The sequence below is a fragment of the Streptomyces sp. NBC_01446 genome, assembly GCF_026340095.1.
GTDB classification, from domain to species: domain Bacteria; phylum Actinomycetota; class Actinomycetes; order Streptomycetales; family Streptomycetaceae; genus Streptomyces; species Streptomyces aureus.
Genome location: NZ_JAPEPO010000002.1, coordinates 609922 through 632415, shown reverse-complemented (window position 1 = coordinate 632415; position 22494 = coordinate 609922). Strand labels below are relative to the sequence as shown.

20 protein-coding genes and 1 pseudogene are annotated in these 22494 nt (G+C 70.4%); 14 read left to right on the top strand and 7 right to left on the bottom strand.

Features of this window, described 5'->3' with window-relative positions; translation table 11 throughout:
- Window position 1 precedes the first annotated feature (1 nt).
- Complete coding sequence (locus OG456_RS40465) at window positions 2-883, bottom strand: creatininase family protein (RefSeq protein WP_266570067.1); 882 nt, start codon at window positions 881-883, stop codon at window positions 2-4.
- Between the two features lie 116 nt (window positions 884-999).
- On the opposite strand from OG456_RS40465, the gene OG456_RS40460 reads away from it, so the two are divergent.
- Window positions 1000-1881: an ROK family protein gene (locus OG456_RS40460; RefSeq protein ID WP_266570751.1), complete on the top strand. Its 882-nt coding sequence runs from the start codon at window positions 1000-1002 to the stop codon at window positions 1879-1881.
- An 8-nt stretch (window positions 1882-1889) separates the two neighbouring features.
- Here OG456_RS40460 and OG456_RS40455 read toward each other — a convergent pair whose 3' ends face one another.
- From OG456_RS40455 to OG456_RS40435, 5 genes are read right to left on the bottom strand one after another with little or no spacing between them, the layout of a single operon-like run.
- Entirely contained in the window at window positions 1890-2747 is an 858-nt protein-coding gene (locus tag OG456_RS40455; RefSeq protein ID WP_266570066.1) for an ATP-binding cassette domain-containing protein, read from the bottom strand.
- Complete coding sequence (locus OG456_RS40450) at window positions 2744-3580, bottom strand: ABC transporter ATP-binding protein (RefSeq protein WP_266570065.1); 837 nt, start codon at window positions 3578-3580, stop codon at window positions 2744-2746. Before OG456_RS40450 ends, OG456_RS40455 begins: the two co-directional genes overlap by 4 nt.
- On the bottom strand, window positions 3577-4482 hold the full coding sequence (locus tag OG456_RS40445; RefSeq protein ID WP_266570064.1) for an ABC transporter permease: 906 nt from the start codon (window positions 4480-4482) through the stop codon (window positions 3577-3579). Before OG456_RS40445 ends, OG456_RS40450 begins: the two co-directional genes overlap by 4 nt.
- The gene (locus tag OG456_RS40440) at window positions 4479-5486 is read right to left on the bottom strand and encodes an ABC transporter permease (RefSeq protein ID WP_266570063.1); all 1008 of its coding nucleotides are present in this window, start codon (window positions 5484-5486) and stop codon (window positions 4479-4481) included. Before OG456_RS40440 ends, OG456_RS40445 begins: the two co-directional genes overlap by 4 nt.
- On the bottom strand, window positions 5483-7060 hold the full coding sequence (locus tag OG456_RS40435; protein ID WP_266570062.1) for an ABC transporter substrate-binding protein: 1578 nt from the start codon (window positions 7058-7060) through the stop codon (window positions 5483-5485). The genes OG456_RS40440 and OG456_RS40435 overlap by 4 nt, the downstream gene beginning before the upstream one ends.
- A 55-nt stretch (window positions 7061-7115) precedes the next feature.
- Between OG456_RS40435 and OG456_RS40430 the strand changes: the two genes are divergently transcribed.
- The 3 genes from OG456_RS40430 to OG456_RS40420 all read left to right on the top strand — a co-directional run bounded on the left by OG456_RS40430 (window position 7116) and on the right by OG456_RS40420 (window position 9681).
- On the top strand, window positions 7116-7970 hold the full coding sequence (locus OG456_RS40430) for an IclR family transcriptional regulator (RefSeq protein WP_266570061.1): 855 nt from the start codon (window positions 7116-7118) through the stop codon (window positions 7968-7970).
- Entirely contained in the window at window positions 7967-9040 is a 1074-nt protein-coding gene (locus tag OG456_RS40425) for a serine hydrolase (RefSeq protein ID WP_266570060.1), read from the top strand. Before OG456_RS40430 ends, OG456_RS40425 begins: the two co-directional genes overlap by 4 nt.
- Window positions 9041-9195: 155 nt before the next feature.
- Complete coding sequence (locus tag OG456_RS40420; RefSeq protein WP_266570059.1) at window positions 9196-9681, top strand: MarR family winged helix-turn-helix transcriptional regulator; 486 nt, start codon at window positions 9196-9198, stop codon at window positions 9679-9681.
- Between the two features lie 428 nt (window positions 9682-10109).
- Here OG456_RS40420 and OG456_RS40415 read toward each other — a convergent pair whose 3' ends face one another.
- Window positions 10110-10760: an FMN-dependent NADH-azoreductase gene (locus OG456_RS40415; protein WP_266570058.1), complete on the bottom strand. Its 651-nt coding sequence runs from the start codon at window positions 10758-10760 to the stop codon at window positions 10110-10112.
- 151 nt (window positions 10761-10911) lie between these two features.
- Here OG456_RS40415 and OG456_RS40410 point away from each other — a divergent pair, with 151 nt between their 5' ends.
- From OG456_RS40410 to OG456_RS40365, 10 genes and pseudogenes are all read left to right on the top strand, one after another.
- Window positions 10912-11580, top strand: a complete 669-nt coding sequence (locus OG456_RS40410; protein ID WP_266570057.1) for a nitroreductase — start codon at window positions 10912-10914, stop codon at window positions 11578-11580.
- A 99-nt stretch (window positions 11581-11679) separates the two neighbouring features.
- Entirely contained in the window at window positions 11680-12408 is a 729-nt protein-coding gene (locus tag OG456_RS40405) for an SDR family oxidoreductase (protein WP_266570056.1), read from the top strand.
- A gap of 133 nt (window positions 12409-12541) precedes the next feature.
- Window positions 12542-13441: a hypothetical protein gene (locus tag OG456_RS40400; RefSeq protein WP_266570055.1), complete on the top strand. Its 900-nt coding sequence runs from the start codon at window positions 12542-12544 to the stop codon at window positions 13439-13441.
- Window positions 13442-13581: 140 nt separating this feature from the next.
- The gene (locus tag OG456_RS40395; protein ID WP_266570054.1) at window positions 13582-14802 is read left to right on the top strand and encodes a transposase; all 1221 of its coding nucleotides are present in this window, start codon (window positions 13582-13584) and stop codon (window positions 14800-14802) included.
- Window positions 14803-15148: 346 nt separating this feature from the next.
- Complete coding sequence (locus tag OG456_RS40390) at window positions 15149-16144, top strand: LacI family DNA-binding transcriptional regulator (RefSeq protein ID WP_266570053.1); 996 nt, start codon at window positions 15149-15151, stop codon at window positions 16142-16144.
- Window positions 16145-16327: 183 nt separating this feature from the next.
- Window positions 16328-16783 (top strand): RpiB/LacA/LacB family sugar-phosphate isomerase, encoded by a 456-nt coding sequence (locus OG456_RS40385; protein WP_266570052.1) that lies wholly within the window; start codon window positions 16328-16330, stop codon window positions 16781-16783.
- 204 nt (window positions 16784-16987) lie between these two features.
- Window positions 16988-18364, top strand: coding sequence for an MFS transporter (locus OG456_RS40380; RefSeq protein WP_266570051.1), 1377 nt, complete (start codon window positions 16988-16990; stop codon window positions 18362-18364).
- 139 nt (window positions 18365-18503) lie between these two features.
- Window positions 18504-18842: pseudogene (locus tag OG456_RS40375) on the top strand (PRC-barrel domain-containing protein); the annotation flags it as partial.
- A 202-nt stretch (window positions 18843-19044) separates the two neighbouring features.
- The gene (locus tag OG456_RS40370) at window positions 19045-20628 is read left to right on the top strand and encodes an FMN-binding glutamate synthase family protein (RefSeq protein WP_266570050.1); all 1584 of its coding nucleotides are present in this window, start codon (window positions 19045-19047) and stop codon (window positions 20626-20628) included.
- 115 nt (window positions 20629-20743) lie between these two features.
- On the top strand, window positions 20744-22474 hold the full coding sequence (locus tag OG456_RS40365; RefSeq protein WP_266570049.1) for a thiamine pyrophosphate-dependent enzyme: 1731 nt from the start codon (window positions 20744-20746) through the stop codon (window positions 22472-22474).
- Window positions 22475-22494 lie beyond the last annotated feature (20 nt).

The following is a 22494-nucleotide window of genomic DNA, read 5'->3' as shown; positions in this document are numbered from 1 at the left end:
GTCAAGCGGTGGGGCGGGTGGCGGCGTCGAAGGCGAGGAGGGCGCGGGCCAGCCCGCGGGCGCAGCGGTCCAGCAGGCGGGCGCCGTCGCGGGCGTCGGCCCCGGCGGCGTCGTCGGTGGCGCCGCCGACCCGCTCCCATTCGCCGTGCCGCTCGACAGTCAGGCCCGGGTACGGGGGCTTGTCGAACAGGGGTGGGGGTTCGACCGGCGGCTGTGCGGGACGCTCGGCGCGCACCAGTTCCGGATGGGCGGCGAGCATCAGCGACGTCTCGAACCAGCCGGCGTGCCCAGGCACAAGACCGGCCCGGTCGCCCGCTCCGCACGGGGCCACGGCGGCATCGCTCCAGTTGCTGGCGGCGCCCGCCGCGTCCTCGACCGTGGCCTCCTCTGTCTCGACCGTCGCCTCCTCTGTCTCGACCGTGTCGAGGAGTGTCCAGTACGAGCACGCCGCCGCCGTCACCTCGGCGCGCAGCGCGAAGCGCTTGACGGCGAGGCGGACGATCTCGTCGTTGCCCCCGTGCCCGTTGACGACGAGGACGCGGCCGTACCCGCACTCCGCGAGGGAGTCGAGCAGCTCGTCTAGCACGGTGCCGAGCACCGGGGCCGACAGCGTGAGCGCCGCGGCGAACAGATGGTGCGGGCTGTGCCCGTACGGCAGCGTCGGGAGCCGGACGAGGTCGGGCACGGGGGTGTCGGGGCCGGCCTCCTCGGCCAGCAGGTCCAGGGCACGGCCGACGACCGCGTCCGCGAGCATCGTGTCCGTGCCCATCGGCAGATGCCCGGCATGCTGCTCCTGCGAGCCGATCGGCAGGACGGCGATGGCGTCTCCGGCGGCGGCGCGCGTTTCGCGCCAGGTCGCCTCCGTCAGATTCCGGTGAGTCATGCCACTGCCCGCCCGCTTCGGCGGCGTGACAGAGTCGGCGCATGGCGCATGAACGTTTTCCTTTGCGGTTGGTCCCCGATCCGGTGCCGGATGCCAGGGTGAGTGGGGACGAGGGCGTGCTCGGCGCCGTTGAGGTGCTGCCGGGTGTGGTGCGAGCCGCGCGGCTCTCCCGCACCGGCGTCGTACTGGGCCGGACCGAGGGGTTCTACGACACCGGCGACCCGTCGCAGGACGGGGTGGACGACGCCCTCGAGCGGGCGGTGGCGGTGTTCGCCGGGCACGGCCCGGTGGGTGTGGGCGTGGCCGCGGCCGGCGTGGTGGATCCGGGCGCCGGACGCATCCTGGAGGTCAACGACGCCCCGGCGCTGAGCGGATACCCGGTCGCCGACCGGGTGGCGGCGCTGGTGGGCGCGCCCGTGCGGGTCGAGCACCGGGCACGCGTACAGGTGCTGGGGGACCGCTGGTTCGGCGCCGGACGGGGACGGCGCTCCTTCGCGTCGGTGTCCACGGGCGAGGTGCTCGGCGTCGGCATCCTCTACGACGGCGACGTGCTGGCCCCGGCCGGCGGGCGCAGCGGCGCGCACATGACCGTCACGGCCAGTGGCGAGCCCTGCACCTGCGGGCGCCGTGGCTGCTGGAAGACCGTGGCCACCACCCGCTGGCTGCGTGAGCGGGCCGCCGAGTGTGGACTGGCGCCGCAGCTCGCCTCGCTCGGGGCGCTCACCGCGTCGCAGGATCCGGTCGCGCGGAACCTCGTCGAGCGCTACGCCGAGAACCTGGTGCTGGGCCTCGCGACGGTCCAGCAGTTGTTCGCATGCGGCCTGTTCGTGCTGCACGGGGAGGCACTCGACGGCGGTGAGCCGTTCCGGGCCCTGGTGGAGGCGCGACTGCGGGCCGACGCCCTGACCGGTGCCGAGACCCCGAGCGTCGTGCTGGGCGAGGCCTCGGACACCGGAGCCCTGCTCGGGGCGGCGGGACTGGTCCTTTCGGGGCGTTAGGCAGTGCCTCATACGATGGTGCTCTCCGCCGATTCGGAGGCCACGGCGGCGGTGCGCCGCGCCCGCGTCGGGTCCGGGACCGGAACCGCGTCGAGGAGCCGCCGCGTGTAGGGGTCTTCGGGCGTCGTGAACACCTGCCGGGCGGTACCGGTCTCGACGATGCGGCCCTGCCGCATCACGGCCACCCGGTCGGCGATCCGGCTGACGACGGCCAAGTTGTGCGAGATGAAGAAGTACGTCAGGCCAAGGCGCTGCTGGAGGTCGGCCAACAGGTCGAGGACGCGTGCCTGGACGGAGACGTCGAGCGCGCTGGTCGGCTCGTCGAGGACCACCAGGCGCGGTTCGAGGGCCAGGGCGCGTGCGATCGAGATGCGCTGGCGCTGTCCCCCGGAGAACTCGTGCGGGTAGCGGTCGACAATGCCCGCGTCGAGACCGACGGCGTCGAGGAGTTCGCACACCCGCTCGCGGGTCCGGGCCCGCCCGCGCCGGCCGCGCGCCCACTCCTCGTGGGTGACGAGCGGCTCGGCGACGATGTCGGCGATCCGCAGCCGCGGATTCATGCTGGAGTACGGGTCCTGGAGCACGACCTGCATCTGCCGCCGGAACGGGCGCAGGGCCGCGTGGTCCAGCGACAGCAGATCCGTCCCGTCGAACCGTACGCTGCCCGACGTCGGCGGCAGCAGCCGCAGCAGGAGCCGCGTCAGGGTCGTCTTGCCGCAGCCGGACTCCCCGACGAGGGCAAAGGTCTCTCCCTCGGTGACGGTCAGGCTGACGTCGTCGACGGCGACGCTCGGCGGCTGCCCGGGGAACTCCTTGCGCAGGTCGCGGATGTCCAGGAGCGGTTCGGCGGTGTGCGAACTGGTCATGCGACAGGCTCCAGTCGGGGGGTGGCGTCGAGCAGACGGCGGGTGTAGGGCGCGGCAGGGCGGGCGAAGACCTGCTCCACATCCCCGGTCTCGACGACCTCGCCGTGGCGCATGACGGCGACCCGGTCCGCGGTCTCGGCGACGACGCCGAGGTCGTGGGTGATCAGCACCACCGCCATCCCGTGGCGGTGCTGCAGCCGCACGAGCAGATCGAGGATCTGCCGCTGCACGGTCACGTCGAGGGCGGTCGTGGGCTCGTCGGCGATGAGGACGCGCGGCCGGGCCACGAGCGCGGAGGCGATCATGACGCGCTGGCGCAGTCCGCCGGACAGCTCGTGCGGATACTGACGGAAGCGTCGTTCCGGGTCGGGGATACCGACCTCGTCGAGCGCGGTCAGCGCGGCGTTGCGCGCCTCGGCCCGGGTGTGGTCGCCGTGCAGCCTCAGCACTTCCGTGATCTGGTGGCCGACTCGCTGAAGCGGGTCGAGGCTGGTCATGGGGTCCTGGAACACCATGGAGATCTCGGCGCCGCGGACCCGGCGCAGCTGCCGTTCGCTCAGGCCGAGCACGTCGCGGCCGTCGAGCAGGATCTCGCCGCCCGCATACACGGAGGGAGGTTCGGGATTGAGACGGAGCGCGGACAGGGCCGTGGCCGACTTGCCGCTGCCGGACTCGCCGACGACGGCGAGCGTCTCACCGGCCGCGACGGACAGGTTCACACCGCGGACGGCGTGGACGGTGGAACCGGCGAGCCGGAAGTCGACGCGCAGGTCCTGGAACTCGAGCACGGGCGGGGCAGTTGGGGCGGCGGGGGATTGGGGGGTGGAGGTCATCGGCGGTACGCCTTCGGGTCCGCGACGTCGCGCAGGGCGTCGCCGGTGATGTTGATGGCCAAGGACGTGAGCATGAGGGCGAGGCCGGGGAAGACGGCGATCCACCACGAGGTGCCCAGGTAGAGCTGTCCGTCGGCGAGCATGCCGCCCCAGGTCACTGTTTCTTTGGGGACACCGAGGCCGAGGTAGCTCAGGGAGGCCTCGGCGACGACGGCGGCGGCGATGTGCAGCGTGCCGATCGTGGCGAGCGGGGCCATCACGTTCGGGAGCAGATGGCGCCGCATGATCGTCAGGTGTCCGACGCCGATGGCGTGGGCCTCGGTGACGAAGTCCCGCGAGCGCAGGGACAGCACCTCCGAGCGCACCACGCGGGCGTAGGAGACCCAGCCGGTGATGCCGAGGACGAGGATCACGTACCACAGGCCGGAGCCGACGAAGCCGACCACGGCGAGCGCCAGCAGGATGGCGGGGAAGGCGAGTTGGACGTCGGCGACGCGCATCACGATCCGGTCCGTCCAGCCGCCGAAGTATCCGGAGGCGAGGCCCGCGAAGGTGCCTATGGTGCCCGCGAGGAGGGCCGCGCCGGCGCCCACGAGCAGTGAGACGCGGGTGCCGTAGATGATGCGGGACAGCAGGTCGCGGCCGAGCTGGTCGGTGCCGAGCAGGTGCGCGGTGCTGCCGCCGGACTGCCAGGCGGGCGGGCGCAGCCGGCCGAGCAGGTTCTGCGCGTTGGGGTCGGCGGGTGCGATCAGCGGAGCGAACACGGCGCACACGATGATCACGGTCAGGAAGACGAGGGCGGCCAGCGCGAGGCGGTTGTGCAGCAGGGCGCGTGCGGCGCCGGGCCTCGGTGTGGGGGGCGCCGCGTCGACGGGGGGCGCGGGGGCGGTGGTGGTGGTCATCGGGAGTTCCTCACCCTCGGGTCGAGGAGGCCGTAGGAGAGGTCCACGAGCAGGTTCACCACGACGAATGTGGCGGCGAACACCAGCACTGTGGCCTGTACCAGGGGGAAGTCGCGGTTGGAGATGGCCTGCACGGTCAGCTGTCCGATGCCGGGCCAGGAGAACACCTGCTCGGTGAGGATGGCGCCGCCCAGGAGACTGCCGACCTCGAGGCCGACCACGGTGACGACCGGCAGGGACGCGTTGCGCAGCCCGTGCCTCAGGACCGTGCGCACCGGGCCGAGGCCGCGGGCACGCGCCGTGCGGATGTGGTCGGAGCCGAGCACGTCGATGAGGGAGGAGCGCAGCAGCCGGGCCACGACGGCGACCGAGTAGACGGACAGTGTGATGGACGGCAGGACGAGGTGGGCGAACGTGCCGTAGCCGGACGCGGGCAGGGCGTGCAGCCCGACGGCGAAGACGAGGATGAGCAGGATGCCCACCCAGAACGGCGGCGTGGACTGGCCCAGCAGCACGACCGAGATGACGCTCCGGTCGGTGGCCCGGCCCCGGCGCATGGCCGCGAGGATGCCGGCGGGCAGCGCGATCAGCAGTGTGACGACGAGGGCACCCGCCGCGAGCAGCAGGGTGGCCGGGATTCGGTCGGCGAGGACCTCGCGCACCGGCTGGTTGTAGAAGAGGGAGGTGCCGAAGTCGAGGCGCGGCAGGCCCCACAGATAGTCCAGGTACTGCGTGATCAGCGGCCGGTCGAGTCCCAGGCTGTGCCGCAGCACGCTCTCCTGCTGGGCCGTTGCGTCGGGTGGCAGCATGACCTTGACGGGGTCGCCGGACAGCCGGACGAGGAAGAAGACAACGGTCGCGGTGCACAGCAGCACCAGCAGGGCGGTGCCGAGCCGGGCGGCGATCGGGCGCAGGACGGCCAGGGCCCGTGCACCGCGTGCGGCGCCGGTCGTCCCGGGGGCGTCCTTGGTGTCGGGTGTGGGAAGGGTCAGGGAGTCGCTCATGAGCCGGATACCTCCGCACTCGCCATGTCCAGGACGCCGGCGGCGCCGGGCGTCCAGTGCGGCCGGCTGTTGTGCACGTAGATGTTGTCGATCTGGTAGAGCGGCACGAACGGCGCCTCGGTCTTGATGAGTTCCTGCAGCCGGGAGAAGGCGCGGCGGCGCACGGCCGGCTCGACGGACAGTTCCTCGGCGTCGATGAGGCGGTCGGCCGCCTTGTCGTGCCAGCGGCTCTGCCGGCGGTCGCTGCGCACGTTGGACTGGAGCATGCTCTCGCCGTCCAGGGTCCACACGGTCGACGCGGCGAGGTACATCGGGCCGAGGGCGGCGTGGTTGCTCGAGGTGAGGCGCTGGGAGTACGTCCCCGGGTCGAGGAGGTCGACCTTGGCGTGCACGCCCGCGCGGGCGAGCAGGCCTGAGATGGCCTCGGCCACGTTGGCGTCGACGTTGGACGCGGTGAGCGTGGTGCTGATGCCGTGCGGGTGGCCGGCCTCGGTGAGCAGGGCGCGGGCCTTGGCGACGGAGCGTTCGTACGGTTCGACCGAGGCGTCGAAGCCGAAGGCGCCGCGCGGGATCATCGCCGGGACCTCGGAGGCCTTGCCGCCGAGTACCGCCTTGATGAGCAGGGGGACGTCGACGGCGTGGTTGAGCGCCTGACGCACCCGCCGGTCGCGCAGCGGTCCGTCGGTGAGCGTGTCCAGGGAGAGGTACGAGGTGCGGATGCCGGTGTGGTGGTCGATCCGGACGTCCGGGTAGCCGTCGAGCTGCTCCGCGGCGTCGGGGGTCAGGCCCGCCACGATGTCCACGCCGCCGCTCTGCAGGGCGGCCAGTGCGGACGAGGAGTTGGGGGCGGGTACAAAGACGAGTTCGTCGACCTTCGCGCGGCCCTGCCAGTGGTGCTCGTAGGCCCGCAGGCGCAGTTCGTGGTCGCGCTGCCAGTGGCGGAAGGCGAACGGACCGGTGCCCACGGGGTGGGCGGCGAAGCCCTCGTCGCCGACCTTGCCGAGGTAGCGAGGAGGGACCACGACGCCGCCGAACAGGGACAGTTTGTCGGGAAGGATGGGGTCGTGGACCGAGGTGTGGATGTCCACGGTGTGAGGGTCGACGACACCGACGTCTTCCACGTACCGCAGTTCGACGATGGGCGACTTGGTGGCCGGGTCCAGCAGGCGCCGGAGGCTGAAGCGGACCGCCTCGGCGTCGCATGGCTCCCCGTTGTGGAAGGTCACGCCGGGGCGCAGACGAAAGCGCCACACCCGGGGCGAGATCGCCTTCCACGAGAGGGCGAGTCGGGGGCGCAACGAGTTGTCGCGGGCCCGGGTGGTCAGCGTGTCGAAGATGTTGATCAGGGCGTTCATGGACGTCATGTCGCCCTGCTTGTGTGGGTCCATGGTCTTCGGGTCGCCGGTCTGCGAGACCCTCAGGACGTTTCCGGCCGAGGCCGCGGGCTGCGTGCCGCACCCGGTGAGCAGGACGGGGGCGGCGAGAGCGGGTACCGCCAGACCGGCGTACCGCAGAGCTGTGCGGCGGGAGGGAGCGGCGGGGCGGGTCCCGTGCCCTCCACGTATTCGTTCCATATAACAACACGCCCGTTCCGGTGAATGGAATGCAGTTCGGGTAAGGTAAGGCGACATGGGGAAACAGGTCAACAGTCGATCGCAGATGCAGGACTCCACTGCCCCGGCCGCGGCACCGCCCGCACCCGGTCCGGTGGACAAGGCCATGGAAGTGCTCTCGGCCCTTTCGGAGACGGGCGCGCCGCACCGGCTCGCCGACCTCGCCCGGCACACCGGCCTCGCCAAACCGACCGTGCACCGGCTGCTGCGCACCCTCGCGGCGCAGGGCTTCGCCGAACCCGCCGAGCAGGGCAGCTACCGAGCCGGACCCCGGCTGCTCGGACTCGCCGCACGCGTGCTCGCCGACGACGCCGCCCTCGGCCTGGCCCGCCCCGCGCTCGCCGAACTGCGCACCCGCACCGGCCTGTTCGCGTCCTACGCGGTGCGCGACGACAGGACCCTCGTACACCTGGAGGTCCTCGCACCCGCCCAGGGCCTCGGTCTCGACCTGCGCCCGGGCTCCCGCGAACCCCTCACCGCGGGCGGCGCGGGACTCGCGCTCCTGGCCGCCTTGCCGCCGGACGAGGCGGAGCGGCTGCTGGCAGGCACGGACAGCCTCCACGCCGACGAGACCCCCCACGTCCACGAGGCCATTTCCGCCGCACTGGCCGAGACGGCGCGGCGCGGCTACGGCTTCGACAGCGCGGACGTCTGGCGGGACCGCCGCACCCTGGCCGCCGCGGTCCGCGACAGCGCCGGACTCCCGGTCGGCACGCTCGCCCTCACCGGCCTCGCCTTCACCCTGGACGAAGCGGCCGCCGAGCTCTACGGCCCCATGGTGCGGGCCGCCGCGGGGGCCGTCTCGGCAGGCCTCGCCGCCCGAACCGGCACGCGGCTCGGCGTCGTCGCCAGCGGGGGAGAGGCCCGATGACGGCCGGGGCGCGCGGGCCGGTGCTGCCGACGGTCGGGGCCGATGCAGCCGCGGCGCGCCGCCGTCGCCTCGTCGAACAGGGCAGGGAGCGCGGCCAGTTCTCCGGAGCCGCCTGGTCCCTGGGGACCGCCGAAGGGCCCGACGACCGGGGATGGTCGGGCACCCGCGCGCTGGACGGCGCACTCCTGGACGGCACCGACCTGTGGGACCTCGCCTCCATGACCAAGCCTCTCGTGGGCCTCGTCGTCATGGCGCTCGTCGAACGCGGAATCCTCAGCCTCGACGACACTGTCGGCCACCACCTGGCCCGCTACCGGGACAGCCCGCACGCGCCGTTGACGGTCGCTCAGCTGCTGGCCCACACCTCCGGCCTGCCGGGCGGGGTCCCTCTGTACCGGGACCATCCCACGCGCGAGGCGCTCCTCGGCGCCCTCGGCACGCTGCCGCGAACCGCCGCGCCCGGCACCCGTGTCGAGTACTCCTCGCAGGGCTTCATGCTGCTCGGCCTGATCGCCGAACAGGCCACGGGTCACGGCCTGGACCGGCTGGTGAATGACTTCGTGTCCGCACCGCTCGGCCTCACCGACACCCGCTTCACGCCGGGCCCGAGCGATCGGTTCCGGGCGGTCGCCACGGAGGACTGCCCGTGGCGCGGACGGACCGTCGTCGGCGAGGTGCACGACGAGAACGCCGTGGTGCTCGGCGGCGTCGCCGGGCACGCCGGCATGTTCTCCACCCTCACCGACATGGAGCGGATCGCCCGCTCCCTGCTCGGCGACGGGCCCCGCCTGCTGGCACCGGACACCCTCATCGCGATGACCGCACCGCGCACCGACGGCCTGAACCTGCGCCGGACCCTCGCCTGGCAGGGCAAGGACCCGGTCGACTCCCCGGTCGGCACCGCATTCGGCCCGGCCTCCTACGGCCATACCGGATTCACCGGTACGAGCCTGTGGATCGACCCTGAAGCGGGCCGGTACGCCGTCCTTCTGACCAACCGTGTACACCCCACCCGAGAGGACCGCGGTTTCGCGGCACTGCGGCGAGCGTTCCACGAAATGGGCGGGTGAGGGCGCTCCCGGACTTGTACGGCACAGCCTCACGGGAGACCACCTCTAGGGCGCGTGACCTGGGCATGGTTCGCTGCTGAGGCCGCAGCGGACCCAGCCGTATGTGGTTTCAAGCGATACCGTATCGAATGAGCGGATGGTTGTAGTGTGGCCTTATGACTGCCGACGTTCCTGACCGCACTGCCGCCTCGCGCGCGACCGACCGCCCTGGGGACGAATCGCCTTTCGCGCTCGGCCTGCTGCTGCGCAGGGCGCACTGGCGGGCGGCAGCGGTGATGGGGGAGGCGCTTCAGCCGCTCGGCATCGAGTTGCGGCATTTCGCGGTGCTCATCGTGCTGGTCAACCAGGGGCCCACGGTGCAGCGGGACTTGGCGGAGGCGACGGGGTCGGACAAGGCGGGAATCATGCGGGTCGTGGACGATCTGGAGCGCAAGGGGCTGGCCGTCCGCAAGAGCGTTCCGGGGGACCGGCGGGTGCGGGCGGTGGAGATCACGCCTCAGGGGCTCGAACTTTTCGACGCGGTCCATGCGGCGGCGGAGCCGCTGGCCGAGCGGCTGGTCGCCGAACTGGGGCCCGGTGAGCCCGAGCGGATGGTGGATCTGCTGACCCGCTTCGTCTATCCCTCCACCGGCGAGGTGTGAGCGAGTCCGCACACCGGTTGCCTGCCGTACGAGGCCCTTCGGCGCATGCGGCCGTCGCGGCAAACCGGGCCTGAACGATGCGGCCGTCGCGGCAAACCGGCCGTGAACGATGCGGCCGTCACCGTCACGCGCCAGCCCTGGATGTCGGCCGGGGGCAGGGATCGGTTGCGGATGCGGACCGAGTTGCCTGCAGGGTTGGGGCGCCGCATGCCTGGCCGACTGCGTGTTCTTCACCTTCGCATGCGTCGCCGGTGTGCCGATGCGCGGCCCGCTTGACGGGCCGCACCCCCGCCACTCCCCGAGCTGGGCGACCCGCCCCAGGACGCCGAGCGCCAGTGGCCATCGTCGACGCGCCGAATGGCGCGGGCGGTGAGGGTGCCGTGTGGCGACCCTGGGTGAGGCGTCACACGGCGTCCAGGGTCCTGCGATTACGCGGCGAGGCGCTTAGCGAGTTCCTTGGCCTTGGTGGTCGCGTCCTCGAAGGCACGCTCGCGGGATGCCTGGTAAAGGGGGACCAGTTCCGACATGGCCGGATTGCGGGGGGCCATGGTGAGCTCCGGGACGATGAAGTCGAGGTCCAGTCCGAGCGTGCCCTTGAGGACGGCCTCCAGGTAGTTCTGCACGAACTCGAAGCCCTCGCGCGGGGTGCCCGGGGCGTAGGAGCCCCCGCGGCTTGCGACGACAACAACCGGGGTGCCCTGGGCCGATGGGGCCTCGCCCGCGGTGCGGCCCAGCAGAAGCACGCTGTCCAGCCATGCCTTCAGGGTCGACGGGATCGAGAAGTTGTACATGGGGGCGCCGATCAGAACCGTGTCCGCCTGCTCCAGCTCCTCGATGAGCTTCACGCGCGCGGCGAACGCGGCGGACTGCTCCGGGGTGCGCTCGGACGGAGCGGCGTATCCGGCGGACCAGGCGGCGGCGGTGATGTGCGGGACGGGGGCGGCGGCGAGGTCGCGGTAGACCACCGTGCCCTCCGGGTGCTGCTCCTCCCAGACCTTGCGGAAGGCGGCCGTGACCGACCGGGACGAGGACGCCTCGCCGGGGAACACGGACGAGTCGATGTGCAGCAGCGTGGCCATGGGTTCTCTCCAAAATTCTGTGCCCGAGACGGGATGTCGTGGGCTGGGAATTCGCGTGCTCAGCGATAGTCAAACACGAGATGGTATTGAGTGATACTATATCGACTGTAACGAAGTCCTACGCGTTGAGTAGATGAGGAGGTACGCACTCATGGACGTCTACGAGGCGGTCACGAGCCGACGCGCGGTGCGCGGATTCACCGACCGGCAGGTCCCGAGGGAGACGCTGGAGCGTGTCCTGTCCGCCGCGGCCTGGTCGCCGTCCGGATCGAACATCCAGCCGTGGCGCGCCTACGTTGTGACCGGCGGACCGCTGGCCGAGATCAAGAAGCGCGCCGGCGAGCGCCTAGCCGCGGGCGACCCATGGGACGAGCCGGAGTACGAGCAGTACCCGCCCACCCTGAAGGCCCCCTACTGCGAGCGCCGGTCCGCCTTCGGAGCGCAGCGCTACGGCGCACTCGGCATTGCGCGCGAGGACCTGGAGGCGCGCCAGCGGGCCGCCTCCGCGAACTGGGACTGCTTCGGCGCGCCCGCCGCCCTGTTCTGCTACATCGACCGCGGCATGGGCGCACCCCAGTGGGCCGACGTCGGCATGTATCTGCAGACCGTCATGCTGCTCCTGCGCGCCGAAGGCCTGCACAGCTGCCCGCAGATGGCGTGGGCGAAGTTCCACACGAGCGTCGCGGAGGTCCTGTCACCCCCAAGCGAGCTCATGCTCTTCTGCGGCATGTCGATCGGGTTCGAGGACGTCGCGGCCGATCACGCCCGTACGGGCCGGGCACCCCTCGACGAGACCCTCATGTTCGTCGACGGCTCCTGACGCCGCGCACCCTGAACCGGTGCGGCCCCTGCTCTCCGCCAGACCCAAATAGCTGTTCTTATGCCATATTGCGCATATATCTCCGACGAAAGGCATCTCATGAAGTTCGCAGTCATCGGCGGTACCGGACTGATCGGTTCGCAGGTCGTCAAGGACCTGAACGCCGCCGGGCACCAGGCAGTACCGCACTCGAAGTCCACCGGAGTCGACGTCATCACCGGCCAGGGACTGGACGAGGCGATGGCCGGCGCCGACGTCGCCATCAACCTCACGAACTCCCCGACCTTCGACGACGCCTCCCCGGCCTTCTTCCAGACCTCCATGGACAACCTTCTGGCGGCCGCCCAAAAGGGCGGAGTCGGCCACTTCGTCATCCTCTCGATCGTCGGCACCGACCAGGTCCCAGAGCTGGACTACTACCGGGCCAAGGCGCTCCAGGAACACATCGTCGCGAACGGACCGGTCCCCTTCTCGATCGTCCGCGCGACGCAGTTCATGGAGTTCATCGACGCCGTCATGTCCTGGACCGCCGACAGCGACACCGTCCGCCTGCCCGCCACGCCCATCCAGCCCATCGCCGCCAAGGACGTTGCCGGCGCGGTGGCGGAGGTCGCCGCGGGCGCCCCGCTGAACGGCATCCGCAACATCGGCGGCCCCGAGATCTTCACCCTGGACGAGCTGGGCCGGATCACCCTGGCCCACAAGGGCGACAACCGCACCGTCGTCACCGACCCCACCGCCGGAATGTTCGCCGCCGTCAAGGGCGACGTCCTCACCGACAAGGACGCACACCTCGCCCCCACCCGATACACCGACTGGCTCTCCTGACCCACTCGCGCCCTCCCACGCGCGGGCCGCGGAAGTACTGACGGCGCTGCGGCAGAAAACTGCCGCAAGCGGTGAACCTGCGCTGGACCAGTCACGTCACAGAGGCAGAACCTCCGTACGACCGGGAGGTCACATGCGCACCAAGGCATCGCGCTCCGTCGGGCTGCTTGCCGGGGCCGGTCTCTGCGTCGTCGGCCTGGTGGCGGGCTCCGGTTGCGGTAGCCAGAAGGCGGCCGTCAGTGACACAGATGTGCACGCGGACCGTGCCCGGCAGGTCGCCGAAGCGTGGGACGGCTCAACCGCAGCCGCCGCGTGGCGTGCTGGCTTCTACCCCACAGGGGAGAAAGTCCAGCCGCCGCGCGGCGGCCTGCACGATCCGGCTGACAGGCAGGCATACGAAGGCCAGAACATCGTTCTGCGAGGCAAGTTGCCCGAGACGGGCCCCAAGGACGGCGCGGTGACGTGGGCCAGGGGTGAGTCGCTCACCCGGCCTCTGATGGGGGCGCACGCGTCGTACAAGACCTTGGCCGGCACCCGCGTGGGCGGAAAACCGCACCTCACCGTGACCGGGGCGAAGCTGGGGGAGATGAGCGTGGCCACCAGCCGCGGACCGGCGACGGTCCCGGCCTGGCTCTTCACCCTGGACGGCTATGCCTCCCCGCTCAAGCGGGCCGCTGCCATCCCGTCGAAACTCCCGCGGCCGCCGATCGGGCCGGCCCGCGACATCCCCGGCTATCCGCTCGACCGGCTCGTCCGGATTGCCGCAGACGGGCGCTCGGTAACCGTCGTCGCCCTCCATGGTGCCTGCGACGACGGCGCGGTGGTGGACGTGCTGGAAACGACCCGCAGCGTCGTGCTGTCGGCCTCCGTCAAGGAAGCGAACGACGACGGCAATTGCACGAAGCAGGCCAAACTGCAGCAGGTGGCAGTTGAACTGGAACGGCCCCTGGGAGACCGGGTCCTGCTCGACGCGCACACCGGACAACCGGTTCCCTACAAGGGGCTTCGCGGGATCTCGCCGAGCGGCAATTGATCGGGTCTCTTGGGCGCAGGCTCCTTTCGTTTAGGGAGGGGTTAGCTCATTCTCGGGCCGGAGCTGCGAAGCGGTGGAGTTCGCTGCGTTGTCAGTGGCTCGCGTTAGCCTGATCACTTCAGTTGGAGGGGGGTGTTCTTGTGCTGACTGGTCGTAGGTACCGGCTTGAGGTGACGGCCGGTCAGGCTGCGGCGTGTGAGGAGTTCGCTGATATCTGCCGGTCGGTGTGGAACACCGGTCTGGAGCAGCGGCGGGCATACCGGCGCCGGGGCGCGTGGATGAACTACGTCCCGCAGGCCGGCGAGCTGGCCGACGCCAAGCGCGAGCACGGGTGGTTGAAGGCCGCGCCGTCGCACGTGTTGCAGCAGACCCTCCGGGACCTCGACAAGGCGTGCCGCGACCACGGCACATTCAAGGTGCGGTGGCGGTCCAAGGCCCGCTGGTCTCCCTCGTTCCGGTTCCCTGCCGGGAGTCTGATCACCGTGGAGCGCCTGGGCCGCAAGTGGGGTCGCGTGAAGCTCCCGAAACTGGGATGGGTCCGCTTCCGCTTCTCGCGCCCCCTGGGTGGGGAGATCCGCTCCGCGACGGTCAGCCGCAGGTCCGGGCACTGGTTTGTTTCCTTCCTCGTGGACGACCAGGCCGTCACTCCAAAGCGGCACGCCATGCCGGACACGTCGGTCGGGATCGACCGGGGGGTGAAGAGTGCCGCTGTCACCTCGGACGGCGACTTCCACGACTGGGTGTTCATCACGTCTGGCGAGACCACCCGGTACCGCAGGCTGCAACAGCGCCTGGCCCGGTCCAAGCGCGGCAGTGCCAACCGGGCCAAGGTGATCGCCGCTATGAACACGGTCATGGGCCGCGTGTCTGACCGGCGCGGAGACTTCTGCGCGCAGATGGCATCCCGGATCGTTGCGAAGAACGCTCTGGTCGTCCTCGAAGACCTCAGGATCCGGAACATGACCGCCTCCGCCTCCGGCACCCCCGCGGAACCCGGCCGCCAGGTCGCGCAGAAGCGGGGCCTGAACCGGGCGATCCTCGACAAGGGATGGCACCGTCTCGAACTCTCCCTCACCAGTGCGGCCCGGTACACGGGCACGATCGTGGTGAAGGTGAACCCCGCATACACGTCGCAGCGGTGTTCCGCCTGCGGCTTCATCGCCGGACACAACCGTGAGAGCCAAGCGGTGTTCCGGTGCAAAGCCCCAGGCTGCGGACACGCGGAGCATGCCGACGTCAACGCGGCGAAGAACATCCGACACGCGGGCGGACAGCCCGTGTCAGCCTGTGGAGACCTCGGCACCAGCCGGTCCGCGAAACAGGAACCCGTAAGCCGGGCGACCGGCCGAACCCCCTCATAGGGCAATCCCCGTCCCTCAGGGCGGGGAGGACGTCAATCTGCCGCTACATCGGTCTGAACCGGGCCGCCAAGGGTCATCGGGCAGCGACTCGGCGGGGACGGCCCCGCAGGCGCGTGACCACGCACCGGGCTCACTTTCGTCGGCTCAGTTGCCAACTGCCGTAGTTCTGCGGGGAGTTGGTGTCGATGGTGGAGGTGTCTTCGCTTCCGACGGTTCCGGTGTTGCAGAGGGCCGCCGGCGTTCTCCGGAACCGCGGTTCGTTCCTGGACCTTGCCCGCCACCCGTTCCCTATGCGATCTTAGTTCTATTCGATCTATGGAAACGTTTCCATGAGGAGGTGGGGCGGGTGGCCACGATCAAGGACGTCGCGGCGCGGGCCGGGGTCGCACTCGGTACCGCATCCCGGGTGCTCAGCGGCAGCAGCCAGACCTCTGCCGACTCCCGGTCCCGCGTGCTCGCGGCTGCGGCGGAGCTGGGATACATCGCCAACGGGCCCGCCCGGTCGCTGCGACGGGCCCGAACCGATGTGCTGGGGCTGCTTGTCTCGGACATCCGCAACCCGTTCTTCTCCGAACTGGCTCACGCCGCCGAGCAGGAGGCGCGCCGCCACGGGTACACCGTGCTGCTGGCCAACGCGAACGAGGATGCCGAGCAGGCTGACGCCTACCTTCGGACCTTCGCCGCTCAACGCATCGACGGCCTGCTGTTCTCGCCGCAGGGCACCGTCTCGCCGCAGGTCGCGGCCACGCTCGCGTCCGGACTCCCGCTCGTGTTCCTCAACCGTACGATCGAGGGCGTCGACGCTCCGCTCTATGGCACGGACAACGCTCAGGGCGTACAGCAGGTGCTCGCGTGGCTGCAGAGCCGGGGACACCGAGACGTCGCCTTCGTCGGCGGCCCGGACACCATTTCCACCGGTGCCGAGCGCCGAGCCGCCTATCTCACCGGGCGCCGGGCGCACGGCATCAGTACCGACGAGAGGCTGCTCGACGCCGGTGACTTCCTGGCCGGTGGTGCGTCCGAGGCCATGTGTCGCATCCTCGACCGGGGGGTCACGTTCACGGCCGTGTTCGGTGCAAACGGGCAGACGACCCTGGGCGCCGTGCGCGCGCTGCGTGAGCGGCTCGGCGCGGAGCAGGCGGCCCGCATCGAGGTCGTCTCCTTCGACGACCTCGACTGGTTCGAGTTCGCCTCGCCACCCATCAGCGCGGTTCGCAATGACGCCTCGTCGATCGGCCGGCTCGGTGTGCGCGGGCTCGTCGACCTCATCGGTGGCCGCGCGGCATCCGGGGAACGCATCCCCACCACCTTTGCCGACCGGTGCGTGCAGGACATCCGATGAGCGCTCGGATCTTCGTGCGCACGACCGTCACCGAAACCCACCAACTCCCTCATGGCGCAGCATGCGACCGACCCCACGGCCGCACGCTGCGCTCACTGCCGCTCCCGCACACGACCGAGCGCTGCACGTCCGTCCCTCACCGGCGGGGCCGACCGCATCGCGCCCTCATGAAAGGAACATCCGTTGAAGGTCGCCCTCGGCGCAGACCACGCCGGATATGCGCTCAAGGACTCCGTCCGCCAGGCCATTGAGGCTCTCGGACACGAAGTGACCGACTGCGGCACCCACACCACTGACCCAGTCGATTTCCCGGACATCACCCGCACGACCTGCGAGGTAGTCCTCTCCGGCTCCGCCGACCGGGCCGTGCTCGTATGCGGCACCGGCCAGGGCGCCGTCATGGCAGCCAACAAACTGCCCGGCATACGCTGCGGCCTCACCCATGAGCCGTACTCCGCCCACCAGGCCGTCGAACACGACGATGCCAACGCCATTGCCATGGGGGCCTGGCTGGTCCCGCACGCGCTTGTGCCCGACATCATCCGTGAGTTCCTCGGTGCGGTCTTCGACGACGAAGAAGAAACCCGCCGCCGGGTAGCCAAACTCAACGCGCTCGACGCTCTGACTCCGGCCAACTGACAAGCCACGCACACCCTGCAGCGGGTGAACTCCCTCTTCCGCTGACACCGCACGCCCTGCCCACGGACGACCTACGCCGGGCGCCTCCTCGGCATGCCCGAGAACACCCGGTCAATGGACCCGACCACCCCTCCGTGCGCCCCCTCCTGCTCCTCACTGCGTAGACGCCGGCAACGAACCGGTGACCTATCAAGGAGAACTGCCATGTCCACCAGCACCCAGCGAAGCGTGCTCGGCTCCAAGGACCGCTTCAAGACAGCAGTCGCCGCGGCCTTCGGCACCAGCGTCGAGAACTACGACTTCATCGCGTACGGCACTGCCTCCGCGCTCTACTTCGGAGCGGTCTTCTTCCCCGACAGCGACCGGTACGTCGGCACCCTGCTCTCCTTCGCCACCCTCGCAGTCGGCTTCGTCATGCGCCCGCTCGGAGGTGCTGTCGGTGGCTACTTCGCCGACAAGTACGGCCGCAAACCCGTGCTTGTCACGGCGATGAGCGTCATGGGCGCTGCCACCTTCCTCATCGGCGTGCTGCCGACCTACGGACAGGTCGGGGTGCTCGCACCGATCCTGCTCGTGGCCATCCGCATGATCCAGGGCCTCGCGTTCGGTGCCGAATGGGGTGGCGCGATCACCATGGCCTACGAGCATGCGCCATGGCACCGCCGCGGCATGTTCGCCGCGATCCCTCAGTCCGGCAACCCTCTCGGCATCGCCCTGGCCAGCGGCGTGTTCGCGTGGAGTGACACCCTGGGCGGCAGCTGGCAGTGGCGGACGCCCTTCCTGCTCAGCGCCGTCCTCGTGATCGTCGCGCTGATCGTGCGTTCCCGGCTCTCCGAATCACCTGAGTTCCAGGAGGTCCGGGCCAGCGGCAAGACGGAGAAGAATCCGCTCCTTGCGACTCTGGCCGGGGACTGGCCCGGCATCCTGCGCGTCATCGCCTTGCGCGTCGTCGAATCCTTCGCCTACTACTCCACCGCGACCTACCTGCTCAACTACATCACCGAACGCCACCCCGATCTCAGGTCCGTCGCCCTCGGCGCGATCACCGCCGCCAGCATCCTCGCCATAGCGGTCACCTTCCTCGCCGGCGCACTCACCGACCGCATCGGACGCCGCCCCATCTACGTAGCGGCCTGCACGGCGGCGATCCTCTTCGCCTTCCCGATGTACCTGCTCACCAACTCCGCCCAACCCGCCCTCGTGGTGACCGTATTCATCATCGGCATCGGCCTCATCCACGCGTCACTCACGGGAACCCAGGGCTCGCTGCTCACTGAGCAGTTCCGCACCGCGACCCGTACCTCGGGAGCCTCGCTCGGCTACCAAGTCGCCGCGGCCATCGGGGGTTTCGCGCCGCTGCTTGCCGCTGCGCTGGTGGGAGCGTTCGGCTGGCCGGGCGCCGCGCTGCTCTACCTCGCCGCGGCCTTGACCGGGCTCGTCGGCATCCTTGCGACCAAGGAGACCTGGGGCCGCGATGAGCGGGAGCGCGTGCTCCGTCTCGTCGCTGAGGAGAACCGAGTTCGGAGTGTGTCAGGGACGCCGGCGGGTGCCGTCCTGCCGTCGTCGTCCGAGTCTCGGTGAGCCCTGTTCTTCCAGCCATGTCAGAACGGCCTTGTTTAGCGGCGGGAAGCTCGGACAGTCGGAGTGGTGTCGCCGGACAGGACGCACGGTGCGGTCCGCACCGCCTGGACGAGAATGGCTGATGTACGGAGGCACCACCATGACCGAGAACATCTGGAGCTACCCGGCCGGCGCTGGTCACACCCAGAACGCCGATCTCACGGGCTACAAGGTCGAGGCCGCGGACGGCCACATCGGCAAGGTCGACAAGCACTCCAACGACGTCGGCTCGCAGTACATCGTGGTCGACACCGGTGTGTGGATCTTCGGCAAGGAGGTCCTGCTGCCGGCGGGCACCATCGCCGGCATCGACGCCGAGGCGAGGACGATCCAGGTCGCGCTGACCAAGGATCAGATCAAGAGTGCGCCGGAGTTCGACAAGGACAAGCACCTGGGCGACGCCGGCTATCACGAGCAGGTCGGCACGTATTACGACGCTCCGGGGACTCCGGGGACTCCGGGGGCTCCGGACGCTCCGGGCGCTGGGCCGACGCCCCCCGGTCGCCCCACGATCTGACCAGACCTCCGCAGAACGGGGGGACCGGGCCGCTACGTGCGGTCGGCCCCCTCGCCGTGCCCACGACAGCAGTGACGCGGACTCGCCAGAGCCGCAGCCCAGTTGGACGAGGACAACGAGGACCATGACGCGTATCGCAACGGTGGGGCTGCTGACGGCCTGCGCGCTCGGCAGTCTGCTGCTCACTCTCTCGGCATCTCAGTGGTGGTGGTTCGCTGCGGCCCCGCTCACGGCCGCGGCGCTGACCGGCGTCTACGACCTGGTCCAGCGCCGGCACGCTGTACTGCGGAACTACCCCGTGCTCGGCCACCTGCGCTTCCTCATGGAGAGGTTGCGCCCGGAGCTGCAGCAGTACTTCGTGGAGCGCAACTACGACGGCAGGCCCTACGACCGGGACACCCGCACCATCGTCTACGAGCGGGCCAAGGGCGTCGCCGCCGAGGAACCGTTCGGCAGCGAGCGTGACATGGACGATCGCGGTTACGAGTTCCTCGTGCCGTCCATGGCCCCGGTGGACGTGCCCGACACGCCGCCCCGTGTCCGGATCGGCGGCCCCGACTGCACCGAGCCGTACGACATGGCCCTTCTCAACGTCTCGGCGATGAGCTTCGGTTCGCTCTCGTCGAACGCCGTCGTGGCTCTGAACACCGGTGCGGCACGCGGCGGGTTCGCACACGACACCGGGGAGGGCGGCCTGTCGACGTACCATCTGCGCCCCGGCGGTGACCTCGTCTGGGAGATCGGCACGGGCTACTTCGGCTGCCGCACCCGTGAAGGGGATTTCGACGCGCGGCAGTTCGCCGAGAAGGCCGCTCATCCGTCCGTTCGGTGTGTGTCGCTCAAGCTGTCGCAGGGGGCCAAGCCCGGGATCGGAGGTGTCCTGCCGGGCAGCAAGGTGAACGCCGAGATCGCTTCGGTCCGAGGTGTTCCCGAAGGCGAGACCATAGTGTCGCCGCCGTACCACCGCGTCTTCTCCACCCCGCGCGAACTCGTCCGGTTCCTGGCCCGGATGCGGGAACTGGCCAACGGCAAACCGGTGGGCTTCAAGCTGTGCCCCGGATCCAGGACACAGTTCCTCGCCGTGTGCAAAGCCATGCGGGAGGAAGGGACCACTGCGGACTTCATCGTGGTGGACGGTGCGGAGGGCGGTACCGGCGCAGCGCCGCTGGAATTCGCCGACCACCTCGGCATGCCGCTCACCGACGGCTTGTTCACCGTGCACAGCGCCCTGACCGGCGCGGGGCTGAGGGAACGGATCCGGATCGGTGCGAGCGGCAAGGTGGCGACGGGTTCCGACATCGTCAAGCGCCTGGCCATGGGTGCCGACTACACCAACGCGGCCCGGGCGATGATGTTCGCTGTCGGGTGTATCCAGGCCCAGCGCTGTCACACCAACCATTGCCCGACCGGCGTGACCACCCAGGATCCGCGCCGGGCCCGCGCGCTCGACATCGTAGACAAGGCCGCGCGCGTCGCGCGCTACCAACAGGCCACCGTTGACAGTGCGTTGCAGATCATGGCGGCGATGGGCGTACGGGACGCCGCGGAACTGGGCCCTCGGCTGCTGCGGCGCCGCGAGGACCATGGGCGGTTCCGGTCCTACGCCGAACTGTACGAGTGGCTGTCCCCCGGTGAACTGCTCGCCGAACCGCCGGAGGGCTGGGCCGCCGACTGGCAGGCAGCGGATCCGGACAGCTTTGCCTCCTGACGGTCATACCTGACACCCATGCCTGACCCCCCATACCCGAGGGCTACGCCTGACGGGAGCTCGTACCGATCATTCGAGTCAGCCGAGCGTTCGAGTCGTTCGAGAGGAGACACACATGAGCCGAACCGTGGCCCGCGTCGTGATCGACGCCTTGGAGGAACTCGGAGTACGCCATGTCTTCGGCGTGGTGGGGGATGCTCTCAATCCCTTCACCGATGCCATCCGCGCGTCCGGGTCCGTCGAATGGGTCGGGTGCCGGCACGAGGAGGCCGCCGCGTTCGCCGCCGGGGCCCAGTCCCAGCTCGCCGACACCCTCGGGGTCTGCATGGGCACCGTGGGACCTGGCTCCGTGCACCTGCTGAACGGTCTGTACGACGCGGCGAAGAGTGGAACCCCGGTGCTTGCGGTCGCCGGGCAGGTGCCTCTCGCGGAGGTGGGCACGGACTACTTCCAGGAGGTCGACAACGACCTGCTCTTCCGCGATGTCGCCGTGTTCCGCGCCACCGTCACGTCTGCGGAGCAGATGCCCGGCCTGCTGGAGATCGCGGTGCGCACTGCGATCGGGCGGCGCGGTGTGGCCGTGCTGACCGTCCCCGGCGACATCGGCGACCAGGAACTGCCGGCGGACCGGCCGGCCCGCCTCTCCGTCGCCGGTTCGGCCAACCGGCCCGACGATCCGGTACTGGACGAGGCGGCCGACGCGCTCCGCGACGGCGGCAAGGTCACGATGCTCGTCGGCCGGGGAGCGCGCGGCGCCCGCGAGGACGTCCTCGCCCTCGCGGACCGACTGGCCTCGCCCATGGTGCTCACGCTCAAGGCCAAGGAAGGCTTCGAGGGCGACAACCCCTACCAGGTAGGCCAGACCGGGCTGATCGGCAACCCGGCCGCCGCGCACGCGATGGACGGAGCGGACACCCTGCTGCTGCTCGGCACCGACTTTCCGTACCGGGAGTGGTACCCGGAGGGCAAGAAGGTCGTCCAGGTCGATCGGGTCGCCGAGCACATCGGGCGACGTGTCCCGGTCGACGTGGCCCTCGCCGCCGACGTCGGTCCCACGGTGCGGGGCCTCCTGGAGCGGCTGGAGCGCCGCAAGGACCGCGAACACCTGGATGACGCGCGCGAGAAGTTCGGCACCTGGCAGCAGGGACAGCAGCGGCTGGCCGCGCCCGGCCACGACCGCGGGCTGATCGGCAAGGTGCGGTCCGCCTTCGACAACCGCGACCACCTGGTCCGCCCCGAGGCGCTGGCCGCCGCCGTGGACGTCCTGGCTGCCGACGACGCCGTCTTCACCTCGGACACGGGCATGGCCACCGTCTGGCTGTCACGCTTCGTCGAGATGCGCGGATCCCGTCGCCTGCTCGGCTCCTACAACCTCGGCTCGATGGCCAACGCCATGCCGCAGGCGATCGGCGCACAGCTCCTGGATCCCGACCGGCAGGTCGTCGCCTTCTGCGGCGACGGCGGACTCGGGATGCTCCTCGGCGATCTCATGACCGTCCGTAGCCAGCGACTGCCGGTGAAGCTCGTCGTCTTCGACAACCAGCGCCTCGGGATGGTGAAGCTGGAGCAGGAGCAGGCGGGCCTGCCGGAATTCGGCACGGAGCTCGACAACCCGGATTTCGCCGCGGTCGCCGAGGCACTCGGCATCACCGGCATCCGGGTGAGCCGGGCCGAGGACCTGGCCGAGGGCGTCAGCCGGGCCTTCGCCACGCCGGGACCGGTCCTCCTGGACGTCCTCACCAACCCGGAGGAGATCGCCGTGCCCGCCAAGCCGACCATCCAGCAGGGCTGGGGCTTCGCCATCGCCAAGATCCGCGAGAACCTCACGAGCCCCGGCGGACGCTGACCTCCGGCCCGGGAATCCGG

Coding starts and splice junctions, on each gene's coding strand:
- OG456_RS40380 (WP_266570051.1), top strand. CDS start 16,988: ATGTCCACCAGCACCCAGCGAAGCGTGCTCGGCTCCAAGGACCGCTTC.
- OG456_RS40440 (WP_266570063.1), bottom strand. CDS start 5,486: ATGAGCGACTCCCTGACCCTTCCCACACCCGACACCAAGGACGCCCCC.
- OG456_RS40450 (WP_266570065.1), bottom strand. CDS start 3,580: ATGACCTCCACCCCCCAATCCCCCGCCGCCCCAACTGCCCCGCCCGTG.
- OG456_RS40370 (WP_266570050.1), top strand. CDS start 19,045: ATGACGCGTATCGCAACGGTGGGGCTGCTGACGGCCTGCGCGCTCGGC.
- OG456_RS40405 (WP_266570056.1), top strand. CDS start 11,680: ATGAAGTTCGCAGTCATCGGCGGTACCGGACTGATCGGTTCGCAGGTC.
- OG456_RS40445 (WP_266570064.1), bottom strand. CDS start 4,482: ATGACCACCACCACCGCCCCCGCGCCCCCCGTCGACGCGGCGCCCCCC.
- OG456_RS40400 (WP_266570055.1), top strand. CDS start 12,542: ATGCGCACCAAGGCATCGCGCTCCGTCGGGCTGCTTGCCGGGGCCGGT.
- OG456_RS40420 (WP_266570059.1), top strand. CDS start 9,196: ATGACTGCCGACGTTCCTGACCGCACTGCCGCCTCGCGCGCGACCGAC.
- OG456_RS40430 (WP_266570061.1), top strand. CDS start 7,116: ATGGGGAAACAGGTCAACAGTCGATCGCAGATGCAGGACTCCACTGCC.
- OG456_RS40415 (WP_266570058.1), bottom strand. CDS start 10,760: ATGGCCACGCTGCTGCACATCGACTCGTCCGTGTTCCCCGGCGAGGCG.
- OG456_RS40365 (WP_266570049.1), top strand. CDS start 20,744: ATGAGCCGAACCGTGGCCCGCGTCGTGATCGACGCCTTGGAGGAACTC.
- OG456_RS40425 (WP_266570060.1), top strand. CDS start 7,967: ATGACGGCCGGGGCGCGCGGGCCGGTGCTGCCGACGGTCGGGGCCGAT.
- OG456_RS40465 (WP_266570067.1), bottom strand. CDS start 883: ATGACTCACCGGAATCTGACGGAGGCGACCTGGCGCGAAACGCGCGCC.
- OG456_RS40435 (WP_266570062.1), bottom strand. CDS start 7,060: ATGGAACGAATACGTGGAGGGCACGGGACCCGCCCCGCCGCTCCCTCC.
- OG456_RS40455 (WP_266570066.1), bottom strand. CDS start 2,747: ATGACCAGTTCGCACACCGCCGAACCGCTCCTGGACATCCGCGACCTG.
- OG456_RS40410 (WP_266570057.1), top strand. CDS start 10,912: ATGGACGTCTACGAGGCGGTCACGAGCCGACGCGCGGTGCGCGGATTC.